Annotated in this window: 16 protein-coding genes; 10 read left to right on the forward strand and 6 right to left on the reverse strand. The window is 41.2% G+C overall.

All coding sequences use genetic code 11. The annotated features are described in order from the left end of the window. Positions 1-26: 26 nt before the first annotated feature. Entirely contained in the window at positions 27-1,172 is a 1,146-nt protein-coding gene (locus tag FPL27_RS11700) for a Gfo/Idh/MocA family protein (protein ID WP_185974361.1), read from the reverse strand. 199 nt (positions 1,173-1,371) lie between these two features. Between FPL27_RS11700 and FPL27_RS11705 the strand changes: the two genes are divergently transcribed. From FPL27_RS11705 to FPL27_RS11740, 8 genes are all read left to right on the forward strand, one after another. Then, on the forward strand, positions 1,372-1,902 hold the full coding sequence (locus FPL27_RS11705; protein WP_143961267.1) for a hypothetical protein: 531 nt from the start codon (positions 1,372-1,374) through the stop codon (positions 1,900-1,902). Between the two features lie 1,081 nt (positions 1,903-2,983). Then, on the forward strand, positions 2,984-3,598 hold the full coding sequence (locus FPL27_RS11710) for a GLUG motif-containing protein (protein ID WP_143961268.1): 615 nt from the start codon (positions 2,984-2,986) through the stop codon (positions 3,596-3,598). A gap of 20 nt (positions 3,599-3,618) precedes the next feature. Further along, a complete protein-coding gene (locus FPL27_RS11715; RefSeq protein ID WP_143961269.1) occupies positions 3,619-8,976 on the forward strand; it encodes an MBG domain-containing protein in 5,358 nt (1,785 codons plus the stop codon). Between the two features lie 43 nt (positions 8,977-9,019). Next, positions 9,020-9,985 (forward strand): PorP/SprF family type IX secretion system membrane protein, encoded by a 966-nt coding sequence (locus tag FPL27_RS11720; RefSeq protein WP_143961270.1) that lies wholly within the window; start codon positions 9,020-9,022, stop codon positions 9,983-9,985. Positions 9,986-10,243: 258 nt separating this feature from the next. Next, complete coding sequence (locus FPL27_RS11725) at positions 10,244-11,464, forward strand: PQQ-dependent sugar dehydrogenase (protein ID WP_143961271.1); 1,221 nt, start codon at positions 10,244-10,246, stop codon at positions 11,462-11,464. 178 nt (positions 11,465-11,642) lie between these two features. Then, positions 11,643-12,269: a hypothetical protein gene (locus FPL27_RS11730; RefSeq protein WP_143962150.1), complete on the forward strand. Its 627-nt coding sequence runs from the start codon at positions 11,643-11,645 to the stop codon at positions 12,267-12,269. Then, a complete protein-coding gene (locus tag FPL27_RS11735; RefSeq protein ID WP_143961272.1) occupies positions 12,266-12,565 on the forward strand; it encodes a winged helix-turn-helix domain-containing protein in 300 nt (99 codons plus the stop codon). Before FPL27_RS11730 ends, FPL27_RS11735 begins: the two co-directional genes overlap by 4 nt. Positions 12,566-12,649: 84 nt before the next feature. Beyond that, a complete protein-coding gene (locus tag FPL27_RS11740) occupies positions 12,650-13,894 on the forward strand; it encodes a hypothetical protein (protein ID WP_143961273.1) in 1,245 nt (414 codons plus the stop codon). Between the two features lie 143 nt (positions 13,895-14,037). Here the strand turns inward: FPL27_RS11740 and FPL27_RS11745 are convergent, their stop codons facing one another. The 5 genes from FPL27_RS11745 to FPL27_RS11765 all read right to left on the reverse strand — a co-directional run bounded on the left by FPL27_RS11745 (position 14,038) and on the right by FPL27_RS11765 (position 17,982). Beyond that, positions 14,038-15,732, reverse strand: a complete 1,695-nt coding sequence (locus tag FPL27_RS11745) for an alpha-amylase family protein (RefSeq protein ID WP_143961274.1) — start codon at positions 15,730-15,732, stop codon at positions 14,038-14,040. Positions 15,733-15,790: 58 nt separating this feature from the next. Beyond that, entirely contained in the window at positions 15,791-16,048 is a 258-nt protein-coding gene (locus FPL27_RS11750) for a SemiSWEET family sugar transporter (protein WP_143961275.1), read from the reverse strand. A 300-nt stretch (positions 16,049-16,348) separates the two neighbouring features. Continuing rightward, positions 16,349-16,765 (reverse strand): VOC family protein, encoded by a 417-nt coding sequence (locus FPL27_RS11755; protein ID WP_143961276.1) that lies wholly within the window; start codon positions 16,763-16,765, stop codon positions 16,349-16,351. A 283-nt stretch (positions 16,766-17,048) separates the two neighbouring features. Next, positions 17,049-17,477, reverse strand: a complete 429-nt coding sequence (locus tag FPL27_RS11760; protein ID WP_143961277.1) for an SRPBCC family protein — start codon at positions 17,475-17,477, stop codon at positions 17,049-17,051. Further along, a complete protein-coding gene (locus FPL27_RS11765) occupies positions 17,464-17,982 on the reverse strand; it encodes a DinB family protein (protein WP_143961278.1) in 519 nt (172 codons plus the stop codon). Before FPL27_RS11765 ends, FPL27_RS11760 begins: the two co-directional genes overlap by 14 nt. Before the next feature lie 147 nt (positions 17,983-18,129). On the opposite strand from FPL27_RS11765, the gene FPL27_RS11770 reads away from it, so the two are divergent. Further along, positions 18,130-19,215, forward strand: a complete 1,086-nt coding sequence (locus FPL27_RS11770; RefSeq protein ID WP_143959643.1) for an IS110 family RNA-guided transposase — start codon at positions 18,130-18,132, stop codon at positions 19,213-19,215. A 574-nt stretch (positions 19,216-19,789) separates the two neighbouring features. Further along, positions 19,790-20,407 carry a DUF2243 domain-containing protein gene (locus FPL27_RS11775; RefSeq protein WP_143961279.1) on the forward strand — a complete coding sequence of 206 codons (618 nt, stop codon included), beginning with the start codon at positions 19,790-19,792 and terminating at the stop codon, positions 20,405-20,407. The last annotated feature ends 105 nt before the right edge of the window (positions 20,408-20,512 follow it).

Raw genomic sequence — 20,512 nt, forward strand, 5'->3', positions numbered from 1 at the left:
TCCATCAAATTATCGAAGTTATCCTTCTACACTTCAATCTCCCGCTTTTCGGAAGCAGACTGTAGCCCTGCCTCCAATATTTGGATGACTGTTTTACCTGTTTCAAAATTGGGTTCAATGGGCAGTTGATCATGAATGGCCTTTACGAAATCTGAGACAGCATGAACAAAAGTATGCTCATAACCTATAATATGTCCAGCTGGCCACCAGTTACCGACATAGGGATGGTTTTCTTCAGTGGCTAAGACCGTTTTAAAGCCTTTGTATCCTGATTCATCCATATGGTCATACACCTGAAGTTCATTCATCCTTTCCAGATCAAAAGTGATGCTGCCCTGACTTCCATATATCTCAAAGGTAAACCTGTTCTTTCTACCATTTGCAAATCGGGTCGCTTCAAAGGATCCAATAGCCCCATTCTTAAACCTTACATGCATTAGGGCGGCATCCTCTACCGTTACTTTGGCCATTCCCTGACCACTGGCTTCAGCCTTTAGGTTTCCCGAACCAGATTCCTGAGCAATTGGCCTTTCAGTCACGAAACTTTTCATCATGGCAGATACGCTGCTGATATCACCGATTAAATGAAGGGCCAGGTCAACACAATGAGAATTGAGATCCCACTGAGGTCCTGCTTTGGCCACCTCTTTTTGAAGTTGCCAGCTGAGGGGAAAGGAAGGATCTGTAATCCAGTCTTGCTGGTATGCACACCTCCAATGGTAGATTTGCCCAACCTTTCCCTCCTCTATTATCCTTTTTGCCAAAGCGATGGCCGGTACCCTTCTGTAATTATGATTAAGGTAATGTCGGACCCCGTTTTCCTCACACACCCTCAGCATTTCCTCTGCCTGTGAACTGTCCATGGCCATAGGCTTTTCGCAAAAGATATGTTTACCGGCCTTGGCTGCTGCAATGGCAATTTCATAGTGAAGGTTTTGGGGAACTGCAATATCTATAATGTCGATATCTGGTCTTTCAACCATTATGCGCCAATTGGTTTCATAGGTCTCCCACCCCCACTGTTGGGCAAACTTCTTCACCTGTTCCTCATTTCTACCACAGACTGCTTTTAAAACTGGTGTTGAAGGCAAATTGAAAAATAAAGGAGCTTTTTTCCAGGCGTTTGAGTGTGCCCTACCCATGAATTTGTACCCAATTAGACCTATTCTCATTTGATTTATGGTTTGATGAATGTAATTGAAAAGTTAATGAATAATCTGGAGACTTACTACCCACTTTCCGACCATTACACACGGCAAAAAACCGTATACAAAAAACACCTTTTATCACACTTAATAACCAAATATGGACTACATACCCTATAACAAACTGAAATTCATATATTTGTAAAAATTTTCAAAAAGACCGTAGATGAAAATTCACTCAACCTATAAAAGTCTCAATTATCGATATTTCGATAATGTTATCTTATGGCTGGGTATACCTTTTCTTTATTTTATAATCTTTGATTTTTTTTGGTTAGAATCAGCTAAAACCTTTTTCCTGGTCAATGTTTTTCTCAGCTTGATGACATCTATTGTAATTATTTCAGTGTTTTTGAGGCATTATCAAATTACGATTGAAAATATCCCAGACATTGATTTGTTATTTCATGAAGTGGCTGATCATTTACAGGACCAAGGATATCAAAAATCTACCGAAATCCGGAATACCTATATAAAGTTCACAGTTAAAGGGAAACCAACACCTGCTTATAATCAGATATTTATCCATAATTACAATCAAAAAATTATTATTCTTGGAAAAAGAAAAACCTTATTATCAATAGAAAAATGGTTAAACCATAAGAAAAATCCTATCTCCCCTAACCTAGAATCCTCAGCTTTGGCGATATCCCCTCTCAAGAATCAGAAGGCCAGCACGGCGCACCGAGAGGCCTAGACCACTCCCCTGCCTAGCCCAAGGTAATATGTTACGGGAACAACTCCAACTTCGCAGGATCCGTTGTGTGAATGTCGCTCACTTCCCGTTGTGCGAACGTCTCTGACTTCGCACAGCTACTCTAGGCTCTTCGGAATTTGCAATTCCGATCTTTGACAGACCACCATTTTCGGCGGTCCCGAGAAGCGTAGCGGTCGGGATAATGGGGATTTGCAATCCCCGGAGTACGGGTTATACTTTAATGGGGATTGTAAATCCCCCGATCTGCGGTTCGAGATTGCAAATCTCGAACAACGTAAGCGTTGGCGATACCCTACCAAAATAATCAGAAGGCCAGCACGGCGCACCGAGGTAGTATGAGAGGTTAAAAAAAGAGTTGAGCAGTGACGATGTCTTAAATACTCCACGAAGGCTCGAAATTCCAATGTCTTCTCATAATCACAAGTAATAAGGCTTTTGTAAAAAGAGCTTTAATTATTAAGTACCAAATACTTATCAATGTAACTTTTTCCCTATAGCACATAACAAAACAGATCTAACACATTCAATTTTAAGACTATTAATATTTTTTTAAATTTTTCAGTACAATTTTGCACCTTCATAAAAGCAATACAAATACATAATTTTCAAAGTTAAATTTTAAAAAAGTCAATTGTCTCCCATTTCTATATGGCATTTCATAACTCATTAAAGGTTTTATAAATATATTTTTTTGCTTCGTGTGTATTTACACAGGTTTTTATTGATTTACTAATTCTCTTAACTAATTTAGAATCATAGATAATATAAACACCAAAAAATCAACAGATTACAAATATCACTATTCCATTATAAACCAATAAAATTACTGTAGTAAGTTTGTAAACTTTAATTCTGAGTATTGGAGAGTAAATGTCTACTCGAAAATGGAGCGAGATATTAGTGACTTTTCAAAAAAAGGTCTCGCAAGATCATCAATTGAGTTAGTTATTAACATTCTGACAACTAGGACTTTGTAATCAGAATCAATCGTGTAAATCTAGAAAAAATTAATTAGAACAAATATATAAAAACATTTAATTGCAAATCAATCAACTAGCTTATGTTAAAATATTACAAAGAAATAATCAAGGTGAAAATTCTTTGCCTGATTCTACTAATCAGTGGTTTATCCCTTAGTGCTCAAACTATAACCCAACCTTTGGGAAATGGAACTCTAGGAGATCCATTTAGAATAGAAAATCTGGAACATCTACATTGGATGGCAATTACTCCATCTTCTTGGGATAAGCACTTTGAACAAGGGAATGACATTGATGCTACCAACACTGAAAATTGGAACAATGGAGAAGGCTGGATTCCAGTAGGTTGGGAGGTTCCTTTTACTGGTTCATATAATGGTAATGGGCATGCAATTAAGAACCTTTCTCTAGCACGAAATTCCTTTCACAACCATATCGGGCTATTTGCCCATATTCAGGGAGGAAGCCTTAAAAACCTTCAACTAGAATCAGTTAAAATGGAAGGCTCTTCGGACGACTCCCAGTTTTTCATGGGAAGTTTAGTTGGTTTCGCTAACAGTGCATCAATCCAAAATTGCTCAGCCTCAGGTACCATTCAAAATAACGGGGGCTTTGGAAATGTCGATAAGCTTATCGGTCATCAAATGGGGGGGGAAATGCAGGATTGCACTGCTGAAATCCAAATAATTAATTAAAGCGAAACTAACCGTTGAATATGAATAAAAATTTTACTAATCTAATTAATCCAAAAAGCTGGCAAATAATTTTGCTAGGATTGTTTTTGGTAACCGCAGAGTCTCTGTTGGCTCAAAGCACCACTCGAGTCTCCGTATTTAATTATCCTGGTTTAAATGGAACCGGGACTGCATGTGGTCATGAAAATTATAATTTAATCAGTATTATAGATCTTTTACCTGAATATGAGGTAGACGCAAGTATTGTCAGTTTTGCCGACCAATCCCTACTTTCGGACCAACTGGAAGCTAGTACCTTTTTCTTTATGACCGATATGGAAACTAAAGGTCCAAATGATTTATCATTTTTGCCAGTTGCTTCTAGAGAAGTCTTTCGAAATTGGGTGAATAATGGTGGTGTTATGGTAATGACCGGAACTGCAGGAGCTAATGATACTGATTTCTTAAATTTGATCTTTGGTTGGGATTTAGGAACAGTAAATGGATCCAGCTGGTCAAAGAATATCGCCAATACGACTGATACACCTTTTGAATTTGTAACAGCACCCAGCTTACCTAATTTAAGTGCTACAGATGCTATCAGGCGCAATTCGGTTCCAAACTTTAAATCCATGTGGGGAACTGATGATAATGCCGTAGTAGCAGTAATTCAATTTGGTAGTGGTTATGTGATATTTATGGGCTTTGATTTTTTCAACACCGGCCCTACCTGTCCTCAGTTTAATTCAGTTTGGGTACAACAAGTTATCCCCGCGGCTTTGGATTATGCCTCTGCTTTGTCAGCAAGTGTTTCAAACAACACCTACGATCAGGCAGAATTAAATTACAAGTTTAATCAAAATGGTACAGTTCATTACATATTAGTCCCTGCGGGATCTCCTGCACCAACATCCGCTCAAATTGAAAGCGGCCAAAATTACGGGGGTGTAAATGTGATTAACAGCGGGAATGATGCAGTAGTTGCTAATCAGGATCAAAGTATTGTTTTTTCTGATTTGGATTATGGTACCAGCTATGATGTATATGTGGTTTTCAAGTATGAAGATGGAGGATCTGTGGTTTTTTCTGATATTAACCAATATAACTTCACAACTCTTACTAATGACTCTCCCGAATACGAAGATTTAAATGACTTCATAATATGCGCGAATGATTCCATTTCGTTTGATCTGAATATTTCTGATGAATTCCCGGGCAATAATGTATTTACAGTGAATATTAGCTCCTCCAACAAAATGCTTTTTCCGGACGAATCCTTCAAAATTTTTGGATCTGAAAATGAGCGGAACATCTCATTAACACCTTCCGAAAACCAATTTGGTTCTGCTGATATTACTATTGAAATAGCAGATTCCGAAGGAGCTACAACCACCAAAACATTCCAAGTACAGGTAATTCAATATCCTGTGATTTCTTATTCTTATGAACAGGTTGAATTAGCCCAAAATGTAAGGATGGAAGATGTGGTTCCGTTAAACACCGGTGGAGAAGTATCTTCTGGAGGATGGTCCATATCCCCTACCTTACCAGAAGGTTTACACTTTGACAACAATACAGGGAAAATCAGTGGTACACCATTACTATCCTCACTCAAAACTCCCTACACCATCACCGCTGCTTCTAGCAACTGTGAAGATAGCTTTACTATTTCTATTGGTATTAAATCAAGTCAAATGTTAGACTTTGAGGAATTGCCTACTAAGAGATATGGACAAGACATTTTTACCTTAGGTGAAGCCAAATCCTCTGCAGGACTACCTATTACCTATACAGCCGAAGACCCTGAGGTTATACAAATAGTCGGAAACCAAGCCACGATCCTAAAAGCAGGAAGTACAAAAATCACCGCAAGCCAAGAGGGAGATGACCTGCATTTTGCAGCTTCAGAAGTCGTACAGACTTTAACAATAGATAAGGCAGTGTTGACCGTGACGGCCGACCCGCAGACAAAAGTCTATGGCGAAGCAAATCCTGAACTTACATTCCAGTACAGCGGATGGGTTAACGGTGAGGAGAACATTGATACACCTCCTAGCATCAGTACAACTGTTGACAAAACCACTCAAGTAGGCAGTCACAAAGATGTGATTACCCTTAACGATGGAGAAGACAACAACTACACGTTTGACTTTGTATCAGCTGCTTTTGAGGTTACCAAGGCAGTGTTGACCGTGACGGCCGACGAGCAGTCAAAAGTATATGGCGAAGCAAATCCAGAACTTACATTCCAGTACAGCGGATGGGTTAACGGTGAGGAGACCATTGATACCCCTCCTAGTATCAGTACAACTGTTGACAATACCACAGGGGTAGGAACTCATAAGGATGTGATTACCCTGAGCGATGGAGAAGACAACAACTACACGTTTGACTTTGTATCAGCTGCTTTTGAGGTTACCAAAGCAGTGTTGAAGGTGACGGCCGACCCGCAGACAAAAGTCTATGGCCGAGCAAATCCTGAACTTACATTCCAGTACAGCGGATGGGTTAACGGTGAGGAGACCATTGACACCCCTCCTAGCATCAGTACAACTGTTGACAAAACCACTCAAGTAGGCACTCACAAAGATGTGATTACCCTGAGCGATGGAGAAGACAACAACTACACGTTTGATTTTGTCGCTGGTGCATTTGAAGTTACCAAGGCAGTGTTGACGGTGACGGCCGACGAGCAGTCAAAAGTATATGGCGAAGCAAATCCGGAACTTACATTCCAGTACAGCGGATGGGTTAACGGTGAGGAAACCATTGATACCCCTCCTAGCATCAGTACAACTGTTGACAAAACCACTCAAGTAGGCAGTCACAAAGATGTGATTACCATGAGCCATGGAGAAGACAACAACTACACGTTTGACTTTGTATCAGCTGCTTTTGAGGTTACCAAGGCAGTGTTGACCGTGACGGCCGACGAGCAGTCAAAAGTATATGGCGAAGCAAATCCAGAACTTACATTCCAGTACAGCGGATGGGTTAACGGTGAGGAGACCATTGATACCCCTCCTAGTATCAGTACAACTGTTGACAATACCACAGGGGTAGGAACTCATAAGGATGTGATTACCATGAGCCATGGAGAAGACAACAACTACACGTTTGACTTTGTATCAGCTGCTTTTGAGGTTACCAAGGCAGTGTTGACGGTGACGGCCGACCCGCAGACAAAAGTCTATGGCGAAACAAATCCGGAACTTACATTTCAGTACAGCGGATGGGTTAACAGTGAGGAAATCATTGACACCCCTCCTAGCATCAGTACAACTGTTGACAAAACCACTCAAGTAGGCAGTCACAAAGATGTGATTACCCTTACCGATGGAGAAGACAACAACTACACATTTAAATTTGCTGCTGGTGAATTTGAGGTTACCAAAGCTCCTCTTACCATCAAAGCAGAGAACAAGGCCAAGGTTTACGGTCAGGATAACCCTGAACTGACTTTCGTATATGAAGGACTGGTAAATGGGGATAACCATACTGAGGATATTCCTGTAATTTCTACAGATGCTGACTCAGGTTCAAACGTAGGTATCTACGACATCACGCTAACTCAAGCAAAGGACCAGAACTATGAAATAACACTGGAAGGTGCGAAACTGGAAATCATCCAGGCTCCTCTTACCATCAAAGCAGAGGACAAGGCCAAGGTTTACGGTCAGGATAACCCTGAACTTACTTTCGTGTATGAAGGATTGGTAAATGGGGATAACCATACTAAGGATATTCCTGAAATTTCTACAGATGCTGACTCAGGTTCAAACGTAGGTATCTACGACATCATTCTAGCTCAGGCAAAGGACCAGAATTATGAAATAACCCTGGAAGGTGCTAAACTGGAAATCACTCAGGCTCCTCTTACCATCACGGCAGAGAACAGGGCCAAGGTTTACGGTCAGGATAACCCTGAACTGACTTTCGTGTATGAAGGATTGGTTAATGGAGACACCCAAACTGAGGTAATTCCAGTAATCTCTACTGATGCTGACTCAGGTTCAAACGTAGGTATTTACGACATCACGCTAGCGCAGGCAAAGGACCAGAACTATGAAATAACCCTGGAAGGTGCGAAACTGGAAATCACCCAGGCTCCACTAACCATTAAGGCAGAGGACAAGTCCAAGGTTTACGGTCAAGATAACCCTGAACTGACTTTCGTATATGAAGGATTGGTTAATGGAGACACCCAAAGTGAGGTAATTCCAGTAATCTCTACTGATGCTGACTCAGGTTCAAACGTAGGTATCTACGACATCACCCTAGCTCAAGCAAAAGACCAGAACTATGCGATAACTCTGGAAGGTGCTAAACTCGAAATTACACCAGCTCAACTTGCCGTTTTTGCCCTATCAGGCCAAGGGAAAATCTATGGTCAGCAGGATGGAGGTTTTGAGTTTAACGCAGATGGTTTCCAAGCTAATGATGGATATGAAATATTCAATGGCACATTAAACCGTGAAAAGGGAGAAAGTCCAGGGGATTACAAAATAACCCTAGGAACCCTTGATGCAGGCAGCAATTACCAGGTCAATTACAAAGAGGAGTTCTATCATATTACTGCCATTACAGTAGAAACAATCATGGATCCGGCAGATGTACAAGCTGCTTGGGGCCATTATCCAGAGATCCCGGAAAACCTGGTGGTAATGAGCCAGGACGGTAGGTTCCTTGAAATACCCGTAACATGGGATTTCTCCGAAGCAAATAATTTAGCTCGTGGAGTGTATCCAGTTACAGGACAGCTGGAATCACTGGAGGGGATTACCAATCCAAATAAGCTATCCAGCACAATCTCCTTCACAGTTCTACCTAAGGGCTCACCAGAGGATATTGTAATATCTAACACCACCTTTAAGGGAAGTATAAAGGAGTTTTTCATCCATATAGGCCATTTGGAGGTGATCGATCCACTGGATGACATCCACCTTTTAGAATTGGTACAGGGAGCTGATGACAATGGTTATTTTGAGATTATTGACAATAGCCTTTACTGGAGCAGCGCAGAGAGGGTTCCAGGCAAAACACAATTCAGGATACAGATAAAGGTTATCGACAGGGATGGTAACGAGCTAGTGAAAACCTTTGTGATCGACAGAACAAGAATGGAGGTTGATGAAATCACTATTTACAACTCCTTCACTCCTGATGGGGATGGCGTCAATGACGATTGGGGAATCAATGACTTAAGATTCTATTCTGGAGTCAGCATTTCAGTTTTTGAAAGAAGCGGAAAAAGGGTGTTTTACACCGAAGACCCGGATCAAAGATGGGACGGAACTTTCAATAATATCGGTTTGGCCTCAGGCACTTATTATTATGTTGTGGAAATTAAAGAACTCAACAGAGTCCGAAAAGGAATGCTAACCATCTTGAAAAAATAATCTAAAACGGGGAGGGCTTCCCCTCCCCTTACCTTACACAGATATGAAAAAAATTTACATATACGTATTTTACGCCATCTTTCTTTCTTGGCTTTCGATTGACCAAGGTTATGGCCAATCCAGAAAATACATCAGTCAGTTCAGTCATTTCCAGAATTACTACAACCCAGGACTGACCGGATATGAGGGCTCTGTTGCAAGAGGATTCGTCCGAAATCAATGGGTAGGTTTTGAAGGTGCCCCAAAAACGGTTTTCGTTTCGGCAGAAGTTGACTTTGCCGAGTTTGGCCAAAGTGCAGACCCAGCACTGTTGGGAAAAAATGCCGCTGGGTTAAGCATCTTGCATGATCAGTATGGCCCTTTTCAGGAAACTGAAATTATAGCCAGTTATGCATCACGTATCAGGATTTCGGCCAGCACCAACCTTAGGCTTGGAGCTGGTGTAAATTATAACACAGTGAGACTTGACGGAAACAGGCTAAATACCGAGCAATCAAATGACCCTACCACGGGCCAATACTTGAATAACTTTGCCAATATGAATGTCCTGGACTTCAATATTGGCTTGGCCATTACCCATGCAAATTATTACGTTTCTTACGGTGCCCACAATGTGAATAAGGGCGCTCTCAGTTCAGGAGATGTCTTCATGGAAAGAAAGCCAACAGTTTCAATTATTCAAGCGGGTTTTAGGCAGGCCCTGTCTAAAGATGTAGCAGTTATCACCAATTTCATGTATAGGTCCCAAGAAGACCTGCCCGATAATACGGAGTTTAATGTTAAAGCCTTGTTAATGGATAAACTTTGGATCGGTGCTGGGCATAGGGTAAATTATGCCAACAACTTCCAATTGGGATTCCTGCTCAATAAAATGAGTATAGGTTATGTATATGAAACCCCGATGAACAGGTCATATCTCCTACCCAACACCACCCATGAATTCATGGCCACCTTCAGGTTGTTCAAATCCAACGAAAGGACAAACCCAAAAGAAGTCCTGATCTGGTAAAATAATCAAGCCTCTGGAAACCCAGGGGCTTTTTTATGAACTCCCTCTTGGTATTCCGCCCCCATTTAACCTACTTTTGCCCCAGACTGTACCAAATTTGCAACACCCCTGTTTACTTGGAGCGGTTTAAAATATAAAGAAAACCATAATTACAGTATTGCAATTACCTTCACATTGAAAAGATAGTCTGATTTTAAATTTTAGTTTCTTTTGGATTGTGTTTTGATCATTGAATTTTTAAACTACACCACAACTTCCATGAAAAAGCTCTTACTTCCACTAGTTTTAATAATAGGATTTATTGGGTTGGCCATTTCCTGTTCCACAGATGACCTTACCGATTTTTGGGATTCCATCATTCCTGAAACTGATGACCATCATACACAAACCCAAATCAATACCTATGTCTTCAAACCTGCTGTGGTTGATGCCACCGATGAACGTGTTCAGCAACTGAGGGTTCCATCAGGGTTTGCAATTCAAAAATTTGCAGAAGATTTAGGAGAATCTAGGATTCTTGCCGCCGATAACGCGGGGCATGTATATGTTACCAACAGGGAAGGTGGGGAGGTAATTCTTCTTGAGGACACCAATGGAGATGGAGCTGCAGACCGTAGAGAAGTGGTATCCACTATTGAGGAAGCGCATGGGTTGGCCATATATAATAACCGACTTTATATAGTTACTATCCAAGAAATTTTTGCCGCCACTATCAATGGAGATGGTACTTTAGGGGAGCCTGAACTCCTTACTTCCAGTTTACCAGATGGAGGGCAACACCCAAATAGGACCATCGGCTTTGGCCCTGATGGAATGATGTACGTTTCGGTAGGCAGTACTTGTAATGCTTGTATTGAACCGAATGAACTTCATGCAACTATGCTTCAGGCCAATCCGGACGCAAGTGGTTTAAGAATATATGCAGAGGGGCTGCGCAACACCATCGGATTCGGATGGCATCCCGATACAGATATGTTTTGGGGAATGGATCACGGTATTGACATGCTTGGGGATGATGAGTCACATGAAGAACTTAACCACATCGTCGATGGCGCCAATTACGGGTGGCCGCACATTTATGATGAAGGTAAATACAATGCTTTCCCGAGACCAGAAGATATGACTTATCAAGAATATAGTGCCATGTCTACATTTCCCGAACTTATGTACACAGCTCATTCCGCTCCTATGCAAATGGTCTTTTATTCTGGCGACCAATTTCCATCCAATTATAATGGAGATGCCTTTGTAGCTTTTAGGGGTTCTTGGAACAGGAGCACACCTTCAGGATATAAAGTCAGTAGAATTGTTTTTGAAAATGGGCAACCTGCTCGTTTTGAGGACTTTTTAACTGGATTTCTTGTTGATGACAATAATGCGCATTTTGGACGTTTAGTCGGTCTCGCAGTCCACTCTGATGGCTCTTTACTTGTCTCAGATGACACCAATGGTGTAATTTATAGAGTATCCCATCCTTGACATATAGAAGCCCGAGGACCAGCTGTTCTGTTTAGAGCCCTGGTCCTCGATTTCCACTTTCTTCCGTTATGCGAACGTCTCCGACTTCGCACTTCTACAAGGCTCCCCCCAAAAAAAACTTCTCAAATTGATAAAAATTTAAAATAATATATTAACTTTGAAATACAAAGTACTTTTTATGAAGACAGAGCAGGAATACATTAAGGACCTCACCGAGATCCGTTCCATGATGGAGCGATCCACCAAGTTTTTGACCCTTACGGGATGGCCAGGTATTTTGGCCGGGATGTATGCATTGATAGGTGCATATATTGCCTATAGAACGATTTACACAAGCTCATCTGAATCCCTTTACGATACCTTAGGCAAGCAGGAGTTTTCAGGTAATGTCAACAACCTCTTTATTTTAGGACTATTGATTCTCGTATTAGCCATAAGTACAGCCATCTATTTTCCTTATAAAAAAGCTAAAGAAAGTGGCGAAAAATTGTGGACCTCGGCCTCAAGAAGGTTTGTCATCAACATGTGCATTCCACTCGTGACAGGAGGCATTTTGGTTTTCATACTTTTCGCCCAGGGATTGTTCACCCTGATAGCTCCTTTGACGTTGATATTTTATGGCCTCGCATTGCTCCAAGGAAGTAAATACACCTATGAAGAGGTTAAATATTTGGGTTTGACAGAAATTGTGCTTGGACTTATAGCCGCCTATTTTATAGGGTATGGGCTTCTTTTCTGGGCCATTGGGTTTGGCATCATGCACATAATATATGGAATATACATGCACCTGAGTTACGAGAAGTGAAGACGATCATTAATGATTTACATAAAGCTTTTGAAAGCAGAGTTAGGTTGGGGATCATGTCTGCACTTGCGGTAAATGATACCCTGGATTTCACCGCTCTCAAAGAATATCTTGATGTCACGGATGGAAACCTGGCCAGCCATATGAAGGCTCTCGAAAAAGAAGAATATGTAGGCATGAAAAAATCATTTGTAGGCCGAAAACCCAACACCATGTATTTTATAACGAAGGCCGGAAGACTGGCCTTTGAAGAACATTTGAACGCTCTGGAAGCCCTCATCAAGAGCCAAAAGTAACCGGATATTTTTTTTGAATATTCACTTTGAAACACAAAGCACTTTCCATAAAACAATGACCTTTAACATTAAAACTTACCTAAAATGAAAAATGAAATTATTCCTCACCTAAATGATCCCGGGCAACTGGAGAAAATGTTTAGAACCGATAAGATGGCTTTCACTCGCGAATTCAACATCTTATATCCCGAACTAAAGGGCAACCCAATAGCAGACTTTTGGAATGAAAGGCTAAATTACGAAACAGATGAACTGAATTGGGGCACTCGAAAGGAGCTTTTCTTTGTATTGCTTTTAGCATTGACTGCAGGTCTGTTAGCTAAACTTCCATCAATTTTAGCCATAAGCGAAGAGTTTTTCTACCCCCGAAACATAGGCTTCATTATCTTTCCAGCCTTAGCCGCCTTTTTTGCATGGAAGCGAAATTTATCGAAGGGAAAGGCAGCTTTAGTAATTATAGCTACATTTTCAGCTGTACTATTTATCAATTTCCTTCCTGATGTTCCCGAATCCGACACCTTAATTTTGTCATGCCTCCATTTAATCATCCTACTTTGGGCCATGGTAGGGTTTGCCTTTGTCGGTGATTGGCGGGTTAATGTGGAAAAGCGCTTAGATTATTTAAAGTTTAATGGTGACCTAATAGTCATTTCAGCGCTGATCTGTATAGCTGGGGTAGTGATGACGGGAGTCACCATAGGGCTATTTTCACTTATAGGCCTCAATATTGAAAAATTTTACTTCCAAAACATCGTCATTTTCGGACTCCCCGCTGTCCCAATAGTAGGCACCTACCTTATTCAGGCCAATCCCCAACTAGTGGGAAAGGTCTCCCCTGCCCTAGCCAGAATTTTCAGCCCCTTGGTGTTAGTTATGTTGGTGATTTATTTGATTGCAATGGCCTATTTAGGAAAAGATCCATACAACGACCGTGAGTTTTTGCTGATCTTTAATGTCCTTTTGATTGGAGTTATGGCTATCATTTTCTTTTCTCTTTCCGAAAGTTCAAAAGTGGGCAAAAGCCGTCCCGAAATTTTGATTCTGCTGGTGCTATCCATTGTAACTATAGTGGTCAATGGAATCGCCTTGTCGGCCATATTGTTTCGAATTGCAGAATGGGGTTTTACCCCTAACCGGGTGGCTGTCCTAGGTGCCAATGTGCTAATTCTAATCAACTTACTGCTGGTGACCTCACAGCTCTATAAGGCTACCTTTAAAAAAGAAAAACTATATGGAGTAGGAAAGGCTACCGCAAACTACTTACCTTTTTACATTATCTGGGCATTCATCGTCACTTTCTTATTCCCCTTGATATTTGGAGTTCAATAAAGTCTTCATTCATATAAAACGTATCAAATTTGATTTGAAGAAGTGAGGATCACATTGTTTGCCACGAAGGTACGAAAGAATGAGGAGAAATTGAGCCGTTGTCCGCACGTCTTCGTTGTGCGAATGTCTCCGACTTCGCACAGTTAATTCTCTAATTGATACCACTCATATCCATATCCTTTGATTGAAAATTCCTGTAGCTCCCTAATACCTGTTTTCTCTTTGCTATTTTCTAAGGAATTACTGATTCGGTACCCTTGGAAATTATCTTGCAAAACTATATCCTGACTAGCAGCACTTAGGTTATGTAAGACCAACAGAGATCGGCTCCCAAATTCGTATTTGATTCCTAATACGTGGGGAGAGCCTGTGGATATTAACTCCCAATCACCCATGCCTATTTCAGGACAGGACTTTCTCAATTTTATCAATCGAGAGGTCCAATTAAGTAATGAATTGGGGTCTTGCTGCTGTTGGAGAACATTTACCTGCCGGTAACTGTATTGGCCCTTATCAATTACGGGATTTTCAAGGTGGTCTGCGGTGGAAAACCCTGCGTTTTTCACCGCAGACCACTGCATGGGAGTTCGGACAGCTTCCCTTTCTGGCAAACTCAGGTCATCCCCCATTCCGATTTCATCACCATATCTGATTACCGGTGTACCCGGCAAGGAAAACATAAGGCTGTAGGCCATTTTTATTCGCCTGGTATCATCCAGCATTGGCGCTAACCGTCTCCTTATCCCTCTTTCATAAATCTGCATATCTTCATCTGGGCCAAAATTGTCAAATACTACGGCCCGCTGTTCATCCGATAGCCTTCCCAGATCAAGTTCGTCGTGGTTTCTTAAAAAATGGGCCCATTGGGAATTTTCAGGGATATCTTTGGTAGCTTCCAACGAAGCCGTTAGCCTCGATACTTCTTCTGTAGCGAAGGAATAAAAAAGGTGCTGATTCACAAAGAAATTAAACAGCATCTGCATGCCATCCCCATCGTCCCCAAAATAATTTTTGTTTTCATCAGGCATCACATTCGCTTCGCCTAATAATAAGGCATCCGATCTTCGCCATTGAATAAACTGCCTTATTTGCTTTACCATATCATAATGCAGTTCTGGGTCTTCTACTCCGGTATAGGGGTCTTCTATTATGAAGGGAACAGCATCTAATCTAAAGCCGGCTACTCCCATCCACAGCCAATACCCCATCACCTTTCTCATTTCCTCCTGAACTGCCGGATTCAGATTATTCAAATCGGGTTGAAATTCGTAAAATCGATGATAATAATATTCCCCTGCCTCCGGATGAAACGTCCATGTTTGCTCTTGAACTCCCGGAAAAACCATACCCTCATTATAATCATCTGGCCGCTCCTTTGACCATACATAATAATCCCTATAGATGGAATTCTCATCCTTTACTGCCTCCTGAAACCAAATGTGCTGATCTGAAGTATGATTTATCACTAAATCTGTAATGATTCTAATTCCTAACTTATTAGCCTCATACATAAACTCGACTAGATCCCCTCCAGTACCATAATCAGGATGGATCATATAATAGTCTTCTATATCATATCCATTATCCTTAAGGGGGGATTTTTGAAAAGGAGCAAGCCACAAAGCATCTATTCCAAGTGATTTCAAATAAGGCAGCTTTTCTGTCAATCCTTTAAAATCGCCAATTCCGTCACCATCAGAATCATAAAAGGAATCCACATCCAGATTATAAATTACACTGTTCTTATACCAGTATTCATTTGAATTATCCTGGGCAGATAAAAAGTATGGAAATAATAAAAGAAAAAAGATGGAAATAAAATAATTTCTGTTGATCATAGAGGTAATAGTTTACTCTAGTATTAAAATATGCTGCTGTCCTTTCAAGATACGTCAGTCACCTTTTATATTTAATTAAAAAATAAGCCATGATTCCATTCAATATTAAAGAAAGCCCATTAGTAGCTATAATTGCGACATCTTCTTGTATAATTCCATAAATGAGCCACATAGAAAAACCAATAATCATCACCGTAAACATCCCCGGGGAAACATCCTCTACACTTTTACTCTTAAATGCCTTTATTAATTGGGGAAATACAGCAACAGATGTGCAAGCACCCGCAAAAAGCCCCAAAACCGTTATCCACTCCATACTTAAGGGTTTACTTTTAAAAACAAAAATTGAAATTAGTAAAAAAATATGATTAATCAATTAAAAATTAGAACAATTACCACCACTACATTAATCCTCCCATAACCCCTCGTACGAATGTCTCCCCTTGTGCGAACGTCCGTTGTCCGTTGTGCGAACGTCTCCGACTTCGCACCCTCCTTATTCTCCTGCTGCAGTTTAATACCGCCTACTCCAAAAGTATCTGTTGTGCGAACGTCTCCGACTTCGCACCCTTCTTATTCTCTATCTACAATTTAATTCCTTCTCATCCCAAAGCATTCACATATCCGCATTGTATAGTAAATTAAACTTGTGACCATCTGGGTCAGCAAATACACAGACATAATATCCATTTTCGTCATAGTATTTTTTCCGATCGCTATTAGAGTCAAAGTAGATCTTTCCACCTGCTTCCTTTATCTCCCCTATCCATGTATCAAATTCTTCTTTACTAGTTGCGGATAAAGAAAACATAACTTCATTTCCCTGACTCAGATCAGATGTTGCACCCTCAAGACTTGATTCCAGTTTTTTCTTTTCAAAAAAATGAATTACAAAGGCATCATCCCCAAATAAAAAGCTTACCAATTCACCATTGGGGCTCCCATTGAGTTTGAATCCCAATTGTAAATAAAACTCTTGCGTCCTTTTGATATTTTCAACTCCCAAGTTTGCCCAGATTTGTTTTGGTTTCATATTACTGTTGTTATTAATTCCCGTTGTGCGAACGTCTCCGACTTCGCACCCTGCAATTTAATTCCTCCGACTTCGCACGGCTTTCCGTTGTGCGAACGTCTCCGACTTCGCACCCTGCAGTTTAATTCCTCCGACTTCCTCCGTTGTGCGAATGTCTCTGACTTCGCACGGCTACCTCCCTTTGTTACGGTTTGCTGACCAGGACTCTGTAAGAAGATGCCAGCTGAGATCCCCACCCAATCCTTCCAGTCAATAGAACCCTGATTACCCGGTTAAAGTCGAGTCAGAATTTCCTTTTCTGAAATGGAATCCCTTCGCCTTCTTCACAATACTGCTTTAGGCTGTATAAAAAGAAACCCCAATTATAGTTACACCACCTATAAAAATCAGTAGTCTTTCCCCAGTGCTTATGGCTGAGTTTTACGGTGGTTTTACCATCTTCACCACTAAGATTAAACTCTACAGTGGTATCGACCCACTGAGGATCTGAATCTACACAATGCCAAATTAATTTTTCATCAGGCTCAAATTCAATTACTTTCATTATTGTAGCATACCCGTCTTCAAAATCAAATTCATTAAGAAAGTTTAGTTGAGGTTTTACTTTAAGCTTTTGTGTCCAGACTTCCGAAAGACCTTTTTGGGTTGTCAATGCTTCAAAAACTATTTCTCGGGGTGCATTTATATATTGCAACAATTCAATATGTGGCATAAGGGTGATTTTTGATGATATTTTTCAGTTGATGAATATGACGCTGGGTATGCACAATATTGAAATGTGTCCACTCAAGCCTCGTGAATTCTCCATACTCAGGGATGATGACATCAAGGCAGGTTTCCGTTAGATCTTTATGCATGATCACTGCTTTGAGCTGATCAATCCTTTCCTTCAGGGAGTCAAGCAGCCATTCTTTTTCAATGTAATCCTCGCGGGGGAGTATAGCTTCCGGCGATTTCATTTTGATGTCAAAGTCCAAAAAAAGAGTTTCTATTTTCTCTACTTTTTCTGCTGGAGGTCTTTCGGTTTTCTTTACCGAACCATTCAGAGTTTCCACCACTGCATAAGAATTGTATAGATGCTCTCCTATCTGCCCAGCGGACCAACCCTTTGTAATAGGAGTTGCATTCAAATCTTCGCTGCTTAGAGATGATAACAGCCTTAGCAACTCATCACTAACCCTTTTAAATTGAGAAATTAATTTTTGTTTAGTTTCCATACATTCAAGGTCATTATTGCTTTACAGTAAGTAACTAGACTTTTAACCAGCCCATTACAAAGGTATTATGTTTGAAAAGTAAAGCATAAGCTAAAATTCTTAAATTAAAGGTATAATCCTACTTATCACTTTAAAAGAACATAGCTTATGCCACGCACTAAAGTTAACCAGAAATCCTTTGAAGGACAATGCTTCTATATCGGAATCGATGACCACTTAAGAAACTGGCTGGTCTCCATCTTCGGGGAGCTTTATGAACACAAGACCATGAGCAGGGACAGAAATCCCGACCAGTTGGCCGATTACATGAATGCGAGCTTTCCGGGAGGGACATACAAAGCTGTTTATGAAGCGGGTTTCAGCGGATTCGGCACCTGTAGGAGGCTCAACGAACTTGGTATTGAATGTATGGTCCTCAATGCGGCCGATGTGCCGACGAGCCAAAAAGAAAGGCTTCAGAAAAACGATTCGGTCGATGCCAGGAAGCTGGCCAGAATGCTCCGTGGCGGTGAGCTTGAGGGCATCCATGTCCCAGATACCATTCTAGAGGCTGACCGTACGCTGTGTCGGGTCCGGGATACTCTTGTCAAGGATATGACCCGGAACAAAAGCAGGGTAAAATCTATCCTCATGCAGTTTGGGGTAGAGATCCCTGCCCGCTTTTCGGCAGTGCAGACTAGGTCATGGTCAAAGGTTTATATGGAATGGGTTCTGGGGCTTGAAGAACTACATCCGAGTATTAGGCAGACTATAGCCGCCTTGGTGGAGAGCGGCATGGCGCTGAAAAAAAATATTCTGAATATAACCCGTCAGATACGCGAACTTGCCGAAAGTGACAGGTATCGGGATAATTGCGATAGATTAATAACCATACCCGGTGTGGGGCTGGTTACGGCTATGAACCTGCTGACCCAGCTGGGCGATATAGAGCGGTTCAAAACACTGGATGAGCTTTGCCATTATATCGGTATTGTGCCGAACACCAGGAGTTCCGGTGAAAAAACTGCCACCGGCAAGATAACCAGAAGAGGCAGGAAGAAAATTAAGATCTTGCTCATTGAGGCCTCTTGGGTAGCCGTAAGAAAGGATCCTGCCCTGATGGCAAAGTTTAACGAACTGAGCAAAAGGATGAATAAAAACAAGGCAATCATCAGGATCGCCAAAAGCCTGCTCAACAGAATCCGCCACATGCTCCGCCATAAGACAGAGTATGTGACCGGTGTAACGGGTTAAGGAATTTTAAAAAACCAATAATGACCGAGTAATCTTGGAAAATTGGACGGGGAATAAACGGTAGTGTGTGCCTGCGGCACCCGTAAGGGAGGACCGTTACACAAAGGTTACGTCCCCTTCCTCTTTAAAATGAAAAATACATTGCGGCCGAAACGGACTGCTGATAGGAGATTAATTGAAGAGGTTACAAAAGGTCAAATTATATGTATATGAGGAATACGGGATTTATCTTTTCCCCCTAAATACAAAGATAGTTCTTCCCGAATTCCTGTAAAGGCTGAAATGAACGGCGCTGGGGCGCCGGCCTTGACAGGAACCCGTCCAGAACTGAGAACCGCATTTAAGAGGAAAAAGATAAATACAGGAAAAGTATGCAAAAAAATAGCTTATTCCTTGATTTTCAACATAGGAGGTACTCAGTCTAATGATGGAATGAATAGGGCATATACGCCTATTTAGTAGGGTGATTCCGACAAAATCAAAGGGCTTGTGCGAATGTCTCCGACTTCGCCCCCCTATCGTCTGTTTGCGCGTTTTTTGATAGTAATAACTGAAAAACGTAAATGACTTCGCCATGACCCACTCAGTTTTTCTTTGCATTGCCTGCAACCAAGAGGTGCAGGACGGCATATTCACAGGGGATTTCATCCCTACTTTAATAAAGGTAATCTTACCGATTATTATACTGGTTCCACTTTTAATCATATACTTCAAGACTTTGAAGTCAGGAGACCGTAGCACGACACAGAGAATCCCAGTAATTATGGCTACCCTCACTCTCGGAATCGGGATGGGGGGATTTGTAGATGCCATTACATTACACCAGATCCTACAGTGGCACCAAATGCTTTCCAACCAGATCTCATTCACCAATTTTGAAGGCAAAAGCATTAACATGTTTTGGGACGGCATGTTTGAAGCAGTTACCTGGATTATTACCATGGTAGGCATTACCTTGCTTTGGCACTCCAGATCCCAGCCTAACCTCCAATTCACCAACAATTTATTCATTGGCGGCCTTCTGGCGGGATGGGGGATTTTCAATTCAATGGACAGCATTTTTAACCATTACCTGTTCTCACTCCACAACGTAAAGGAAATAGACCCAAACCCCGAACTCTGGAACCTCGGTTTTCTGATATTTTCATTCATCCTGATAATTGTCGGATGGTTGATTATCAGAAAAAAGTAGCATTAAACCCCTTGTATATATGTCTAATGTTTTCGTTGTCCCGTTGTGCGAACGTCTCAGACTTCGCTCCCTACTTATTCTTAGCCTTGATTTTCCCCAGTCGGT

This window comes from Litoribacter populi (assembly GCF_007483685.1).
GTDB lineage: Bacteria > Bacteroidota > Bacteroidia > Cytophagales > Cyclobacteriaceae > Litoribacter > Litoribacter populi.